12 protein-coding genes are annotated in these 17,117 nt (G+C 34.7%); all 12 read right to left on the bottom strand.

What is annotated here, in order from left to right; all coding sequences use genetic code 11:
* Nucleotides 1–183 precede the first annotated feature (183 nt).
* The 12 genes from FLA105534_RS22475 to FLA105534_RS22420 all read right to left on the bottom strand — a co-directional run bounded on the left by FLA105534_RS22475 (nucleotide 184) and on the right by FLA105534_RS22420 (nucleotide 17,099).
* Nucleotides 184–1,110 (bottom strand): magnesium transporter CorA family protein, encoded by a 927-nt coding sequence (locus tag FLA105534_RS22475; protein ID WP_173968317.1) that lies wholly within the window; start codon nucleotides 1,108–1,110, stop codon nucleotides 184–186.
* Nucleotides 1,111–1,304: 194 nt separating this feature from the next.
* Nucleotides 1,305–2,690: a DUF4153 domain-containing protein gene (locus FLA105534_RS22470; RefSeq protein ID WP_173968316.1), complete on the bottom strand. Its 1,386-nt coding sequence runs from the start codon at nucleotides 2,688–2,690 to the stop codon at nucleotides 1,305–1,307.
* Nucleotides 2,691–2,835: 145 nt separating this feature from the next.
* Nucleotides 2,836–3,126, bottom strand: a complete 291-nt coding sequence (locus FLA105534_RS22465; RefSeq protein WP_173968315.1) for a winged helix-turn-helix domain-containing protein — start codon at nucleotides 3,124–3,126, stop codon at nucleotides 2,836–2,838.
* A gap of 8 nt (nucleotides 3,127–3,134) precedes the next feature.
* Nucleotides 3,135–3,752, bottom strand: coding sequence for a hypothetical protein (locus tag FLA105534_RS22460; RefSeq protein WP_173968314.1), 618 nt, complete (start codon nucleotides 3,750–3,752; stop codon nucleotides 3,135–3,137).
* Between the two features lie 666 nt (nucleotides 3,753–4,418).
* Nucleotides 4,419–5,303 (bottom strand): bifunctional 5,10-methylenetetrahydrofolate dehydrogenase/5,10-methenyltetrahydrofolate cyclohydrolase, encoded by an 885-nt coding sequence (locus tag FLA105534_RS22455; RefSeq protein ID WP_173968313.1) that lies wholly within the window; start codon nucleotides 5,301–5,303, stop codon nucleotides 4,419–4,421.
* Between the two features lie 129 nt (nucleotides 5,304–5,432).
* On the bottom strand, nucleotides 5,433–6,785 hold the full coding sequence (ffh, locus tag FLA105534_RS22450) for a signal recognition particle protein (RefSeq protein WP_173968312.1): 1,353 nt from the start codon (nucleotides 6,783–6,785) through the stop codon (nucleotides 5,433–5,435).
* 202 nt (nucleotides 6,786–6,987) lie between these two features.
* Nucleotides 6,988–8,673 (bottom strand): MBOAT family O-acyltransferase, encoded by a 1,686-nt coding sequence (locus tag FLA105534_RS22445; protein WP_173968311.1) that lies wholly within the window; start codon nucleotides 8,671–8,673, stop codon nucleotides 6,988–6,990.
* A gap of 1 nt (nucleotide 8,674) precedes the next feature.
* Nucleotides 8,675–10,096, bottom strand: coding sequence for a GDSL-type esterase/lipase family protein (locus FLA105534_RS22440; RefSeq protein ID WP_173968310.1), 1,422 nt, complete (start codon nucleotides 10,094–10,096; stop codon nucleotides 8,675–8,677).
* A complete protein-coding gene (locus tag FLA105534_RS22435; RefSeq protein WP_173968309.1) occupies nucleotides 10,089–11,573 on the bottom strand; it encodes an SGNH/GDSL hydrolase family protein in 1,485 nt (494 codons plus the stop codon). The genes FLA105534_RS22440 and FLA105534_RS22435 overlap by 8 nt, the downstream gene beginning before the upstream one ends.
* 251 nt (nucleotides 11,574–11,824) lie before the next feature.
* The gene (locus tag FLA105534_RS22430) at nucleotides 11,825–13,453 is read right to left on the bottom strand and encodes a T9SS type A sorting domain-containing protein (RefSeq protein WP_173968308.1); all 1,629 of its coding nucleotides are present in this window, start codon (nucleotides 13,451–13,453) and stop codon (nucleotides 11,825–11,827) included.
* Nucleotides 13,454–13,530: 77 nt separating this feature from the next.
* Nucleotides 13,531–14,937, bottom strand: coding sequence for an HmuY family protein (locus tag FLA105534_RS22425; protein ID WP_173968307.1), 1,407 nt, complete (start codon nucleotides 14,935–14,937; stop codon nucleotides 13,531–13,533).
* A gap of 8 nt (nucleotides 14,938–14,945) precedes the next feature.
* A complete protein-coding gene (locus FLA105534_RS22420) occupies nucleotides 14,946–17,099 on the bottom strand; it encodes a TonB-dependent receptor plug domain-containing protein (protein ID WP_173968306.1) in 2,154 nt (717 codons plus the stop codon).
* Between the last annotated feature and the right edge of the window lie 18 nt (nucleotides 17,100–17,117).

Here is a 17,117-nt window from a genome sequence, read left to right as displayed (position 1 = left end):
ATGCATTCTCAAAATCAAATTCAAATGAGAAGATATAAAACAAAAAACAGTTGCAAGAGGGTTCTTGCAACTGTTTAATTAATTATTTTTATGTAATAACCTGTATCGCTTTTTTAGGACGAGACAACATAATTTATATATCAAAAAACCATATTGCTATGTGTTTTTGCAGTAAACACATTGTCAGAACCATCTTCTTCTTTTAAATAGAAATGCCCCACAAGAAGACAAAATAACAGATATAAAAAGCAAAATCCAAAAACCGAACTTGCTTTCTTCCAAACCATTTGGCACGTTCATTCCGTACAAACTGGCTATCAAAGTAGGAATCATTAGAATAATAGAAATCGAAGTCATTTGCTTCATAATGTTATTCATGTTATTAGAAATCACCGAAGCATAGGCATCCATCATTCCCGTCAAAATATTACTGTAAATATTAGCGGTATCCTGCGCCTGACTTAATTCGATATCTACGTCTTCCAGCAAATCAGGATCAAAATGCTCTCTGTGCGCCTTTAGATTTTTAATTCTATGAAATAAAACATCGTTTCCTTTTAAGGAAGTAATAAAAAACACCAAACATTTTTCGATTTGCAAAAGTGCCTGCAACTCTTGGTTTTTAATTGATTTCTCCAGATTATCCTCGGCCAGTTTTATCTTTTGATTGATTTGCTTCAGATATTTTAAATACCAGACACTTGACGACAATAACAATCTTAAGACTAAATCGAAATTGTCTTTTATTGGTATATTTTTCCTTTTGGTGTATTGCACAAAATCAGAAATGATTTGTGTTTCATAAAAACTAATGGTCACACAAATATCTTCTTTAAAAATCAAACCCATCGGAATAGTCTGAAAAGGAAGTTTAACGTCGTTACTTTTTATAGGTACGCGCATGATAAACAGATTCCAGCCATCTTCAGACTCCATACGAGGTCTTTCATCAATATCTTCAATATCATTATAAAAGGCTTCAGGAATTTGAAGTTCGTCCAGTAAATACTTTTTTTCAGTTTCTGTTGGAGATTCAATGCTGATCCAGCAGTTTGGAGTCCATTCCTGAGTTTCGACTAATCCGTTATTGTTTTTGTAAAAGGCTTTCATTTCAAAATTGCAGAGGTTATTGCAGCAATTTGAAAAAATTCAAAAAGCTACTTTAATTAAATACTAACGAATCATAATCGTCCATTGGAGAAGTTTTTTTTTAAGTGCTGCAAAAGTATCCTTTATTTTTATAACCAAAAACAATTGGACATTAAAAAACCGTCTTAATACCATATTAAGACGGTTTTTATCAACTATTTAGTATTCACAAATTCATAATAGAGCGCTTTCGACAGAAAAGGATCATTCTTGTGGTCTTCTACACGATTCTCTTCCAGATAACCCTGTCCTTCACCAACAATATTTATGGTTGAAAAGTAAGCATTGCGGCTCTCATCATTAAAGTGCAAGCTCCTTAAAAACCAGGGCTCCACTCCTTTATTTACTGATACATTATAATATGTAATTAGATTTCCCCAATTCACAAAACTACATAACAGTATCGTTCCATAAAAGCACCAGACCATTTGATTGATGAGATAAACATTTGTTTTTTGTCTGGTAATTTTTAAAAATGTAAAAATCAAACCAATCACTGCCAGAATCAAAAATGCATAAACTCCCAATCTTTTGTAGGTTAACCCAAAGAATGAAACATACTCTGAGTTCTTAATAATAGTGCTGACAATTAAAACACCATTTAAAACAATCCATATTTTAGCCAGTTTTTTAAGAGAAGCCGCTTTTTTATCAAAATTAAATCCTCCTTTAAAATAGAACAGTATCACTCCAACCGCCATAATAATCGAAAAGATTACGGCATTTACTCTATCGTGAGTTCCTGAACTGAGCTTAGAAGTCTCAACAGTTTCAAAAAATTGTTCATAATTATAGGTAATGATAAAAACCAGCAACATGAAATTCAACAAGACTAATGTAATTTCACCACTCTTTCTTTCAAAATCCAAATCCAGAAACGAAAATGTCTGCTGATTTTTGATTTCGGTTATGTTATTAAATTCATTATCTAAAAGTTCATTTTTTTCATAACATACTTCAGGAATCCAATAATTCCAAAAACTGAATGAAATATAAAACCCTAAAGTTCCAATCAGAAGAACCTCGAAAATATCAAGATCTAAAGTATAATCCGTTAGCAGAGATGAAAAATGTTCACTCCCAAAGGAATAAGCGGTAAAAAATACGCCGAGAAAAATCAATGGAATAACAAAATAAGCCACTAGTTTTTTCGCAAAATTATTGTGGATTTTTCGTTCCGGAAGCCATTGGTTGAACATAAAAACACGCCCTAAAGTGGCAAATGCGTTTAAAAAGACAAGTGGAAAAACCTGAATCAGTTTAAGATCTGAATCCTGTGTTCTGAATTGTAAAAATAAAACCGACATTGAAAGCGCCAAAAATGATGCAAAATCTCCGTACCAGGCAAAAGCCAGACATGATAAGACCGAAGTTACAACCAAAATCAAATGAGATCTTTCGGTAAACCTGTCCTGAAAAAAGTAACAGATTAATCCAATTAATAATAATCCAAAAATAGCGAGGTTAACTCCCATTGATTCATTGTAAAAAAGCAGTAAAAAAATTAAACTGCAGGCTGGGATAATTTGATGTTTTTTCATAAGTATTGCGTTAAGTTAATAGGATTCCAGTAGGTTATCGCCCTTTCTTTATTGCTTTTGTTTTGCTTTTTTTAGTGGCGATTTTATTATTTTAATTTTAAAAGTACTTTGTATTTCAAAGTATATAGGTAAAAAAATAGAGTTATTACGATTTCATCAATTTTTCAAGATAAGACAGGTGCTCTTTGAAAGCTGCACGTCCTTTAGGAGTTACCTGATAGGACGTTTTAGGCTTTTTACCCACAAATTCTTTTTTTACTTCAATATATTCTGCTTTTTCAAGCGCTGAGGAATGACTCGCCAAATTTCCATCGGTGATATTCAGGAGGCTTTTCATCTCCGTAAAATCCACCCACTCGTTCACCATCAGTATGGACATTATACCCAATCTGACACGGCTTTCAAAATCTTTATTTAATTTGTCAATAATTCCCATGGAATGGATTATTTATATTTTTTGAACATTATTAATCCGTACAAGATATGCAAAATACCAAATCCAATGATCCAAAAAACCAAACCATATCCAATAAAAAAAAGAGAAATAAATCCTAGAACCAACTCACAAAAACCCAAATATTTAATATCCGAAAAAGTGTATTTTTCAGCATTGATCAAGGCAAGTCCGTAAAAGATTAAAGTAGCCGGTGCAATTAAGCCATAAACCTGATGATAAATTAATGCAAGACAAAATATGCCTCCCGCTAATAAAGGAACTATCAGATTAAAAAGCATGTGTTTAGTAGCCGAAGTCCAAATAGGCAAATTATACTTTCTGCTTTTTCTAACTGTAAAAAACAGACCGAAACTAAAAGCAAAAATCAAAATGATCAAGCCTGTAAAAACTAGTTCCGATACTAAATCAACAGAATAATTTTGTTCATACTCTGCACCAAAATACTCGAGCCCTTTTGCTTTAAATAATTGATAAACATACAATCCACCAATCAAAGCAGAAAGTCCTGCAAATACCCCCGAGAGTCCGCTTAACGATATAAATCTTGAAGAACGCTCCATCATGGAACGAATATGTGCTAAATCTTCTTGGTGCTTCTGATTCATAAATAAAGTACTTTGAGATACAAAGTTATATTTTATTTTGAATTGACCATTCTAAAAATGATCTTTTTTTTACTTTTTTGATCAAAATTTCAACTTTATAAAACATGTGTAGTCCCTACGGGACATTTTTCCATATGAATTTTATCTTTTTTTCTACCGATATCTGACTCCTAGCGGAGTTTAATATCCTAGAAAATAAATAATAACAATACAACATTAAACATAACTTTTTTTCTCCCGATGCCTGACTCCTGGCGGAGTTTAATATTGTAGAGAATAAATAACGAGAGCGACAACAGATAACATACCTTCTTTTCTGTCGGTGTCTGACTCCTGGCGGAGTTTAATATCCCAGAGAATAAATAATAACAATACAACATTAAACATAACTTTTTTTCTCCCGATACCTGACTCCTAGCGGAGTTTAATATTGTAGAGAATGAATAATGATGACACAACAACCAATACAGCATTTTTTTACATTAGCATTATACTAAGAAAAGAGCTTATCCCGAAGGGATCAAATACAGGTAACACAAAAACTAGCCTGACCCGCCTTGTCCCGTAGGGACTACACCTCGAGATTCCAACAATAACTTCACTCCATCCAAAAAAAATAGCCTGTTCTCTCGAACAGGCTATTATATAAAATTTATTTCTACACTATTAATTTTTAGCGCTTCGCATCTTTCTTGCTAAAAGTGTATTTTTAAGTAGCATTGCAATTGTCATTGGTCCTACTCCACCTGGAACAGGTGTGATAAATGACGATTTTTTACTTACACCGTCAAAATCAACATCACCGGTAATAACATAACCTTTTGGATTTGAAGTATCTTCAACTCTTGTAATACCAACGTCAATTACCACTACTCCATCTTTTACCATGTCGGCTTTTAAGTAATTCGGAACTCCTAATGCAGTGATAATAATATCGGCACTTCTGGTGTATTCTTCGATGTTTTGAGTTCTGCTGTGTGTTAGCGTAACCGTCGAATCTCCCGGATTTCCTTTGCGGCTCATTAAAAGACTCATTGGTCGGCCAACGATATGACTTCTACCAATAACAACAGTGTGTTTTCCTGCAGTTTCAATGTTGTAACGCTCCAACAATTGCATAATTCCGAATGGTGTTGCAGGAATGAAGCTATCCATCTCTAAAGCCATTTTTCCAAAGTTAGCAGGATGAAAACCATCCACATCTTTATCCGGATCGATAGCCATCAGAATCTTTTGCTCGCTGATGTGTTTTGGCAAAGGTAACTGAACAATAAAACCATCCAGGTTATCATCTTCATTCAGTTCTTTAATTTTTTCCAGTAGTTCTGTTTCAGTAATTGTTTCGGGTAAACTCACCAAAGTCGAATCAAAGCCTATTTGCTGGCAAGATCTCACTTTACTTCCTACGTAAGTTAAACTTGCTCCATCAGTTCCAACGATTACTGCTGCCAAGTGAGGCACTTTCCCTCCGGCGTCTTTTATCGATTGAACTTCGGCTGCAATTTCGTTTTTAATGTCTTCAGCTGTTTTTTTACCGTCTAGTAGTTGCATTGTTTATTTTAGTTTCAGATTTAAAGTTTCAAGTTTCGCATTAAAAGCGAAACATATATTTATATTAATCAAAAAAGTTTCAAGTTTTAGTTTCATAACTTGAAACTTTAAACTTGAAACTTTTTTATTTTATCTCGGCATTCCTCCCGGCATTCCTTTCATTCCGCCCATCATCTTCATCAGATTTTTTCCGCCCGGACCCTGCATCATCTTCATCATCTTACTCATTTGGTCGAACTGCTTCATTAACTGATTCACCTGCTCGACTTTGGTTCCGGAACCTTTAGCGATTCTGGCTTTTCTTTTTACGTCGATAATCGAAGGTTTGCTTCTTTCTATCGGGGTCATCGAGTGGATGATTGCCTCAATATGTTTAAACGCATCATCTTCTATCTCTACATCTTTCATGGCTTTTGAAGCCCCCGGTATCATTCCAACCAGATCTTTCATATTACCCATTTTCTTCACTTGCTGAATTTGCGTAAGGAAATCATCAAAACCAAATTCGTTCTTAGCGATTTTCTTTTGAAGTTTTCTGGCTTCTTCTTCATCAAATTGTTCCTGCGCTCTTTCTACAAGCGACACAACGTCACCCATACCTAAGATACGCTCGGCCATACGATCCGGATAGAAAACATCAATTGCTTCCATCTTCTCACCTGTACCTACAAATTTGATTGGCTTGTTTACAACCGATTTAATCGAAATTGCAGCTCCACCACGTGTATCACCGTCTAATTTTGTTAAAATAACTCCATCAAAATTCAGAATATCATTGAAGGCTTTAGCTGTATTTACAGCATCTTGCCCTGTCATGGCGTCCACAACAAACAAGGTTTCCTGTGGCTGAATTGCTTTATGAACACGAGCAATCTCATCCATCATTTCCTGATCTACTGCCAAACGACCTGCCGTATCGACGATCACGACATTAAAACCGTTTGCTTTTGCATGTTTAATTGCGTTTTGAGCAATTTCAACAGGATTTTTATTCTCCGGCTCTGAGTAAACCTCAACACCTATTTGATCTCCCACAACATGTAACTGATTTATCGCCGCAGGACGGTAGATATCACACGCTACTAAAAGTGGATTTTTATTTTTCTTTGTCTTTAAGAAATTGGCCAGTTTTCCTGAGAAGGTAGTTTTTCCCGAACCCTGAAGTCCTGACATTAAAATAACTGAAGGATTCCCGGAAAGATTAACACCGGCAACATCACCACCCATTAATTCGGTAAGTTCATCTTTAACCAACTTAACCAACAATTGTCCTGGCTGAAGCGTGGTTAAAACATCCTGACCAATTGCTTTTTCTTTTACTTTGGTTGTAAAATCTTTAGCAATTTTAAAGTTAACATCGGCGTCAAGTAAGGCACGACGAACTTCTTTTAAAGTATCGGCAACGTTTACTTCTGTAATTTTACCGTGTCCTTTTAATATATGGAAGGCTTTATCTAACTTATCACTTAAATTATCAAACATACTTTTTTCTTTATTTGAAGTGCAAAGATAATCTAATTAGACATTTCAGGCAATTTTTATTTAAGGACAAAGAGCGTTTTGATTTTACCGTAAAGTGCGCGAAGTTTTTTTGCTTGCAAAGACGCAAAGTCGCAAAGTTTAAATCTATAAGTAAGAAAAAAACTTTGCGACTTTGCGTCTTTGCGAGATTATCAATCCTTCTTTAAAATTGGAAATAAATAAACGGCTGTGAACCTGCAACTGCTGTTGCGTAAACAATCCAATATACAAATCCTAGTATGATTGCTTTTCCAATCAGTGGTGTTTTATCAAAGACCAATTTCATTTTAGAAGTAATCACTTCCGGTAAGAAGTGCCACACGTATCCGAAAAGCATTAATAAAAATACATTTTTATATCCTAACACGATTGCCTGCCAATTCTCAGGCTCGAATGTTAACTGACCAATATTATTGATTACCTGCAAGGCTGTTTCAAAATCTCTGGCACGGAAAAATATCCAACAAAATACAACAAAATGGAACGTAACGATTATTGAAAAGAATTTCCATAAAAATCCGGGACCTTTACCATCTTTTTTGGACGGAAAAAATTCCATGAAAATTTTATGAACCGCTAATGCCAAACCATGTAATGCTCCCCAAACGATAAATTGCGCACCGGCTCCATGCCACAATCCACCCAAAAGCATGGTGGTAAACAAATTAAAATTGGTAACCAGAGTTTGGTTTTTCTTCTTCGAAAGTAAAAATGTCAGACAAAAAAGGACTATTGCACCAATCGCTATTCCTAACGGAATAAAACTCTCGTTTATGTTTGAAATCCCCCAAAGGAGCAATCCAAAGAAGAATAAACTCGGGAACAAAAACCCCGCAAATGTTCCTTCACGGTTTCCTCCAATAGAAATGTATAAGAAGTCTTTCAGCCAGGTCGATAATGAAATGTGCCATCTTCTCCAGAAATCTGTAATAGAAGTTGACTTATAAGGTGTTCTAAAGTTGGCCGGCAATTTAAATCCTAACAGCAAAGCGATTCCGATTGCCATGTCTGAATATCCTGAAAAATCGCAATAAATCTGAATAGCGTATCCATAAGAAGCCATTAAATTTTCGAACGAGGTATAATTCATCGGTGTATCAAAAACACGATCGACGAAGTTTATGGAGATGTAATTTGAAATTACGGTTTTCTTAATCAATCCGCCAATAATCAGGAACAAAGCGTTGTTTACATCTTCCTTGGTCAGGTTTAATTTTTGATAAATCTGCGGCAGGAAGTCTTTTGCTCTAACAATTGGCCCAGCTACCAGCTGCGGGAAAAACGAAACGAAAAACAAGTATTCGATGTAGTTTTTGGTTGGCTTAATTTCTTCACGATAAATCTCAATAATATAACTCATCGACTGGAAGGTATAAAATGAGATTCCAACCGGAAGAAAGATATCATGAAGTTCGTAATTCCCATGAAACATATCATTGAAAGTAACAATCATGAAGTTCATGTATTTGAAATACCCCAATAATCCCAGATTCAGGATTACACTGATCACCAAGTAAATTTTCTTTGTACTGTCTTTTGCTTCTCTATAAATAATCTGACTAAGACCATAATCAACAACAGACGAAAGTAGTAATAGTAAAAAGTAAATACCGCTTGACTTGTAATAAAAGAAAAGCGAAAAGAGAATGACGTATGTTAATCTCAAATAAAATGTTTTGCGTAAAAAAGCATACACAAAATAAAAAACGAGAAATAGTCCCAGGAACAAACCAGTGTTAAAGAGTAATTTTTCTTCAGGATTGTATATAAACCAACTTTTGGCCTGCTCTAAAGTAACTTCGCCAAAATTCTGAATAAACCAATTATTTATGCTATCAATTGTAATCAACTTAATTCTTTAATTTAAAATTATCGTATGCTTTTAAAAATGCTTCTGTAAACAAGTTTCCTTGTTTTTCGTATCCTTTTTTAGAATAATGAACCCAATCCGGCCCAATTAATCCTGCAGATTTTAACCCCCGGATTCCATCCATCCCTCCAAGTTCGTCGTATAAATCCCAAACGGCAAAACCATCTGTCTTTGCAATTTCAATAATACTTTTTGCATAATCGCGAACATAAACATTAGGCCTCCTCGCTTTAAGTAAAGACGGAGGCGGAGTCATTACAATGATAGAAACCTTACTATTTTGTTCTTTTACATTTTTTATAAAATCACGCAGTTCCTTTATATAAGCCGAAGCCTCCATGTGATCGTAACTTTCGTTTGTTCCTAACGACAAAATCATAAGATCGGCATGCAGCGCTTTTAGTTGTTCAAAAAATAATGGGTATTTATTATAATCAGAAAACTTCGCTCCGTTGACGCCGATACTACTGTAGATTAAACCCGGGGTATCTTTTTCCAAAACTATCCCGTTCAGTTCATACTTTGATGCCTCTTTATTTGGAAGCAAAAAAATACGATTCAGTGTCTTTTCAGAATTGTAATAATGAGTAAACGAATCGGACTCCAGATTTAGCGGAACAAATTCGGAACTCGTAATATTTCTGGGTTTGGTTTCGTTGGTTCTGATTTTCAGTGTTCGTCCCGCCCGAATATTATTAGACTTTAGATGATTATCTCTTCTGATATCGGCCACCGAAACATTGTACTTGTCTGCAATTGTAGAAATAGCCTCCCCTTTTTTGATTTTATGCGTGATCACCTTTCGCTCTGTAGACTGAATTGTTCTGGTCTGAGAAGATGTTGCCAAATCAAACATATTCTGATTCTGAGGCGTAATAATCTTAATGGTATTGAAATTATACGCTGCATCTTTAATATTCAGCTCAAGCGTAAAACCGCCATTGTCTCTCCAAAGTGCAATTCCGCTTAATCCAACCGGAACATTTTTGAAAGGGTGAATGTTTCGATAACTTTCCCATCCTCTGTTCGAACGGAACCGCTCGTTATAAGAACCGTTTGTTTTGGCCAGCTGATGCGGAAAAACAAGTCCGCGACCGCCATTACCAAATTTTTGTTGCAGGTTTTTCCTAATCTCATTTGTCATTAAATCACTCTGAATATGAGAATCTCCTATGTGAACAATATTAATTTTTTGACTATTTTGAGTTTCGCTCGACTTTAATTTCAAAAAAAACGGCACCAGAACTTCTGCATTATAGATTCTGTCTCCCGAAAAAGAATCAACAGCTGCTGTATCGACTTTATGAATCATATTTTGTGGAATTGGAATTGGATCTGTTTTTGGTGTTTTATCGTTTGTTGAGAAAAAAAGACAACAAAAGAAAATAATTAGTCTATTCATCTACGCTATCTGTTTTTACAGCTACGGAATCTGCATTAGTTTTTCTGACTGCTTTCCGCTTAGTCGCATCAGTTTCTCTATTTACTCGTAATACTTTATATTGCTCGTATCCTTTATTTAATTGATCGTATAATAATTTACCAATAGCTTTTGCTCCACGTTGGTTAAAGTGCGTGTAATCTTTATTGGCTTTTGCCGGAGATTCGTCTACCCATTTCACCATAGAACCGTCACCTCCCATTAAGGTGTACAAATTCACAAATCCAGATTCGGTTTCAAGAGCGTATCTTTTTTGCGCTCTCATTAATGGAACAACAGCCGAATCGGTTTTCATCTCCAAATCGTATTTGGTCGATTTATCTGCGGTCGAGATAATCAAAATAGAAACTCCCGGAAAAGATTCCTTAATTTTATTAACGGCTTTGGTCATACCTCTTTGGTACCAATTGTAATTCTTGGTTCCGTAATTTAAAACGTTGGTTCCGTAATGCAAAATAACCAAATCATACTTCAAACTGTTATTGAATCCCTGCATTACATTGGCATTAAACATAGAAATCGGCAAACCTGAGTTCCCTCTTTGTGAGAAGTTGTCTACGTGAATTCCGCTTCCGTTATCAAAATTAAATCCGTAAATTGGAATCGAATCGGCATGAATAAAGTTAGCCTTGAATGCTTTTATACTTCCTGAAGTTACTTTCAGTGTATTGATCAGATTGCTTGGAACAAGGCTTTTGCGCAATGTATCTCTTCCTACTATGAAATTTACATTTCCTTTTTTAGATCCCCTTCCATAATACAATGTTGGATTGTCTAAAGTAGTTGCATATTTATTCAAACCGGCTTCATATTGAACCCAGGTTGTATTTGATTTATCATTTGCAAAGAACACATGCCCGTTTACTCCAAATGGACTCGTTGGATGTTTTACGTTTAGATACGATTGCATTTTCCAATTCTTGGAAGCCGAAGACTTCACTGAACCTCTTGACGCAGCAGATTCTGAATTAATAGAAACAAAACCAACTCCGCTTCCACCAAAACGCTCCTGGTAATTGGCACGAACATCCTGCACAATTAAATCACCATCAGTCATGGAATCTCCGTAGTAGGCAATTCTGACTTTGGCTTGCGGATTTTTTTCAAGCTGGTATAATTTTTCGTAAAAAGAAATCAGGTATTGATATCCTTTATAGTTATCGAAAGTTTCCGATGGAAACTCAATTCCTTCTGAAGCGTCAAAAACAATCTTCTCCCTCATTTCATTTTTCTCCTCTTCAGTCAGACTGTCTCCATCCTGTTCCAGAGAATCATTTGCGACTGACTCCAAAAGCAGACTATCGATAAGTACGTTTTTAGAATTTACTTTACTATCCGAAAAAATTTTGTCGGGCAAGATTTGCTTAAATCCAATGAAAGCGATGAATGCCAATGCCACAATTGCAAAAGACTGAAAGAAGTAAGATTTTGTATTCACTCGTAATAATAAATTTGAAGAAAGGATTCGTTAAAAATTTCATTTCAAAATTCCTACTAATTCCTTATAAAAAAGTACGGGCAAAGATAGAATTAAACAATTAATTTCTAGGTTCTTTTTAACATTAAAATAATACAAAAAAAAGAGGCTGAACGAATCCAGCCTCTTGATCAAAAAAAAAAATAAAAAAAACAAAGTTAATGATTAACTAAATTTTAAAGTGAATGGAGCCTAATTGGCTCAATGTATTCTTATTGAACTATAATTTTACCTGTTTTAATTTCTTCATTCCCTGAACGGATTTTGTAGAAGTAAATTCCTTTTGCATAACCCGAAGGAATATTCCAGCTTACCACCTGATTTGGTGTCACAGTGCCTTTAAAAACTGATTTTTCGTTTCGTATTGTTTCAGAATAAACTACTATTTCAATTTCTTTATTGGTTGAAAAATTAGTAACAAAATTCACAACTTCGGTTGTTGGGTTTGGATATACCAATATCGAATCCTCTTCTGATAAAGTTCTTAAATTTTGTTTTTTAAGTGCAGAAACTCCATACAAGTTTATTTTGTTACTTGTCGAACTCTTTATTGACCTAACAATTCTAACTAACATCGCAGAAGGATCAGTCTGCAAAATTGAAATAGCACGGAAATAAGGTGCCAGATTTAAATCTTTACTAGTTTCTTCAAACCAAATCGGATCTTCTTGACTACCCAAAAACCATGAGTATCTATAGTCGCCGCCACCGCCTGTCGGCTGGCTTCCCGTTACTTGATATCCATTAATTGCAATTGTATTATTTTGTATTTCCAAAACAGGCAAAGAAATAGGAGGCACTTTAACACTTCCGCTAACAATAGTTTGACTTCCTGATTTTATAAATCTTTTTATAAATGCATTGGGATACCAAAGTAAATAATTATAAAGACTTTCAGAAAGTTCTAAATCCTTACCTGTTTCCGGAAAAGTATAAGGGTCTTCAGCCCCCAATAACATCCAAGAGTACTCATAGTGACCAAGCCCACCTGTTGGCAGACTACCACTAATAATTGAGCCATTTAATGTAATTGAATTGTTCTTTAATTCTGGTGCTGGATTTACAGTAACAGTTCTCACATTACTATCAACTGTACTAGTAATACCGTAATGATGATACGTTACCGTTCTTTTAAATTTCGTAGTTACCAAAACTTCTTGTGGATAGTAGTGCATACTTGTTGCTCCTTCAATAGGTACAAATACCCCACCACCTGTTTCTTTACTCCATTGATAACTATAACTATATCTCTGATATAACTTCCCTAAAATTTGGTCTGCATCGGTACCAACTATAAGAGGTACCGACTCACCTTCATTAATAGTTAAGTTAAATTGACTAAAAAGATAATCAAAACTAATAATATTCCAATTAGAGTTAGGAGTTGTTGGTGTAGTAGGAGTTGTAGTAGTCGCTTTCGTAACATTTATTTTATTGCTTGTATAAGATACTCCTGAATAACTCTTATACTCTACGTATAAGAATCCATCTGTGTTATCAAATTCAGATGCATTTAATGCAAGCTGAAAGCTCCTTATCGCACTATACCCCCCTAAAAAAAAGACTTGCCCTCCATTCCCTCCAGAAGGACTAATTGGCGATGCTGATAATGAAGAATTCCTTTTGTAATATACATTTACACTACCAGGGGCACTATCACTAGGTATTGAACCCGCACTAATATTTACAGTTAAAGCTATATTGACTTGGGATATATTAGTCCCGAAATTTATTGCCGTAGCATTTGTGTTATTAACAGTCATGTTAGTAACATTAACATTAAACTGACCATAAGAAAAAATACTAAAAAGAAGCAAAAAAACAAGTGTAATTTTTTTCATGTTAAATCGAATTAAAGGTTAAAAAATAACCCCGAACCAACTAAATTTAGCTAGTTCGGGGTTACTATATTATAGTATTATTTCAACAATGCATATTGAAATTTAGGAAATCCTCTCTCACCATCTTCTTTTGTTCCACCAGTAAATTTCAATTTGTAGATATTTCCAGCAGGATCTTTAACTACATAGAAACGATCAGTTCTTAAAACAAATTGCGAAACTGGAGTACCATTAGGACCAACGACACTTGTTCCTCTCCAGTTAGATCCAATATTTCTTTGATCGTCATTAAACTTTGAAGTTTCTACATTCGCTAATGCAAAATTGTCATATGAAAAAGCACTTGTAAGAACTTGATATGTTTGCGCCCCACCTTTTACGTTATTAACAACATAATCAGCAAAAAGATAAGGTGACGAACCTGTCGGGCCAGGAATTACATTTGTAAATGAAGTGAAGTTAAGATCCCATTGATTCTTTTGTGGCTCAACATTAACCGTTTTCTTACCCAATAAACTAAAGAATGTAAAATTGTATGCACTATTTTTCGAAATTACAATTTCATCATGCGTCGTAGCAGCTATATCTGCATATTGAATCTTATAATCACTTCCGCTTTTCAGAACTCTAATTTTTTTCCATCCTCTAGAAGTTCCAGCTCCAACACCTTCAGAACCTAAAGTTGCAGTAGCAGGGTTACTTCCCATGTTAATTAAATAAACTTTATTTTCAGAATCAGTTGATGAAACACCTGCAATAGCTGTTTGAAGAATATCCCCTGCCGGACCGTCAACTTGACTTACAATTCCATTTCCAGGAGTAATAATCATAGTTTCGTCCGGTGTTTGTACTTCATCAATATTTGTTGTTGTCAATTTCTTTGCTGACATTTTTAATGAACCATTCAGTACTACTCTAAAATCTGAACCAGAATAAAAACCTAAGTCCCAAGAAGTTCTTACAACTGTTGTTAATTTTCCTGTGCTTAAATCAACATAAACCTGATTTGGTTCTGCAGAACCTCCAACCAAAGGAGCCAAAGCTGTACCTAATGAAGCTGTTTCATTAAAGTTTAACTGTATGGTTTTATTCCCTACTATATCAACATTAATAGAAGAACCATCAATTGTAAAAATTACATTCTTAACCTCCGCACCTACTGCATTTTTAATTTTATTAAAAGTGAATTCAGCAGACGTCGCATTTTGAGCAAAAGGTATTACTATTTTATTTGCAGCTGCTGCGGGAGCAGTTGTAAAATCTGTAGTATAAGCTGCAGCCGTAACCGTGTACGAAACTGTAATTGTTCCTGCAGAAGGTGCCGGAGTGGCAAACTTAATCTGAACTGGAGTTGCGGCACTTGTTAAATTATAGGAAGACTCCGCAAATGCGACAGCCACAGATTGTCCGTCATTATCATCATTATTACAAGCCGTAAAAGCCAGCAATACGAAAGAGAGTATTAAAATAAAGTTTTTTTTCATGATATATATTAATTAAAATTTAGATTATACGTAAGTTTAATAAAGTAAGAGCGCCCATATCCAAGCATTAAGTCTGAACTTGTGGAACCATGTGCCCCTCCGGTTGAACCTCCCCCATTCCTCACTGACTGAACGTCTGTAATGTTAAATAAGTTTCTGGCGCCAACCATTACTTCAAACTGATTTTTGAAAAACAATTTGCGAACAGAAGCATCCATCCAACTATAGGGCTTTATTTCATTTAAAAAGAATTTAGCACTTCCATCCGTATCTGTTCCTGCCACAAATTGCTGTTGCTGTCCATTATACTTATAGTACAATGCTACTAGAGTGTTCCATTTCGGGATATTATAAGAAATACTTGAATTTAACTGAAATGAATACAGATACTTATCATCAGTAGTCAGATTTAGTGCCGCCAAATCTAATTTTCTGGAAACACCAACTAAAGCCGCCCCAATTTTTACGTTCCAGTTTTTATATGAATATTGCTCAGTAGTTGATGCATTCCACATTTTATAGGCATTGATATTAACATATCGATAACTTAATGAAGGAACAACTTGAGTCAAAACCATATCGATTCTATCATCGACATTCATAAAGGTAAAGGCTACATTATTTGAAATTTGTGCTCCAGAACGAAGTTGACAAGATCTTTTAAAACTAAGCTCATATGAGGTGCTATTCTCAGGAACTAAATCGGGATTCCCCTGAACATTATGATTAGAATCTACAAAATAAGTATAAAGCTCATCAAAGTTAGGAGTACGGTATGATTTACCCATTGAAGCTCTCGTCTCTAATCCCTGTTTAAAAATATATCTTAATCCTAACGAACTAGCATACTGATTGTCAAAATTAGATTGAATCGAATAACGAAGTCCTGGACGGATAGAAAATTTATCGGTCAGATTAACCTCCGCCACAGTAAAAATATCATAATTTTCAAGTCGCTTTCTTATGTCTTTAAGCTGTTGCTGATCGTCTTTAAAAGTGCCTGCAGTCGCATCATAAAATCCATTTTCATTTGTAATTTCATAACCCAATTGAAAATCGACCTTTTTACTATTGAAAAAATTACTCAACGTTCCTGTAGAATAGAAAACTTCTTTTGATTGGTAAGTCTGCCTGTTATTATCAAACTCTTTTCCTGTTTCCATTTGATAGTTAAACCTTTCTAAATCACGTTCTTGTTTCTGATGTGAAAGAGAAACATTATAATTTAACTTCGAAAACAATTTTCCGTTAGAATTTAAATGATGATAAAATCTATTGGTTATAAAACGTTTATCATTTGCATAATAGGTTTCAGGAAAAGGGTAATTATCTTGTGGAATTAAAATTGGATTATAAAAATGAACATCCTCACCATAATAATCAAATTTGTAAAATATTTTAAAATTTCCTTTTTGATAACCTAAAAGCCCATTACCAACTAACTGATCTTTCGGAAGCCATTTATATCCTCGTGACCCATTATTCATGGCATAATCTTTCCCCTTCATATTATCATAAAAACCGGCAAAATCATTACGGTTCCCACCTATATTAACGAACCAGTTTTCGTTAAAATTATGAGCTATTTTGGCTGATTGAATATGACGGCCTTTATCAAAAAGAGCGTATTCATTACCTACAGTCTCTTCCTGAACAGTCGTGCTGATCTGCCATCTGTATCCTCCGCCTTTTTTAGTTATGATATTCAAAATACCACTTACAGCATTTGCTCCATGAGTTACTCCCATTGAACCTTCAATAATTTCGATACGTTCAACATCGTCAAGATTTACTTGTGTTAAATCGACATTAGTTCCCATTCCGGTATCACTTACTAATGGAATGTTATCAATTAATATTTTAAAATATTGCGAATCCAATCCAAACATAGAAACGGTTGAACGTCCATCACTCCCGCTATTCCTAATTGTTATATTTAAGTACTGATTCAAAACATCTGCAAGATTGTTTGCTGCCAATTGCTTAATATCTTCCTTTGAAATCACACGAACATTAAACACTGATTTTTTTATAGACTGAGGTTCTAACTGCCCGGTGACCACCACTTCAGAAAGTTTATTTACAGCCGTGGTATCTTTCTTTTGTGCAAAAGTTATTTGACAAAAAAGAAAAGCTGCAAAAAAGATAAATTTGATTTTCATTATTTTTATTCATTCTTA

It is taken from the genome of Flavobacterium collinsii, assembly GCF_902804485.1.
GTDB lineage: Bacteria > Bacteroidota > Bacteroidia > Flavobacteriales > Flavobacteriaceae > Flavobacterium > Flavobacterium collinsii.
This window is presented reverse-complemented; position numbering and strand designations above follow the sequence as displayed.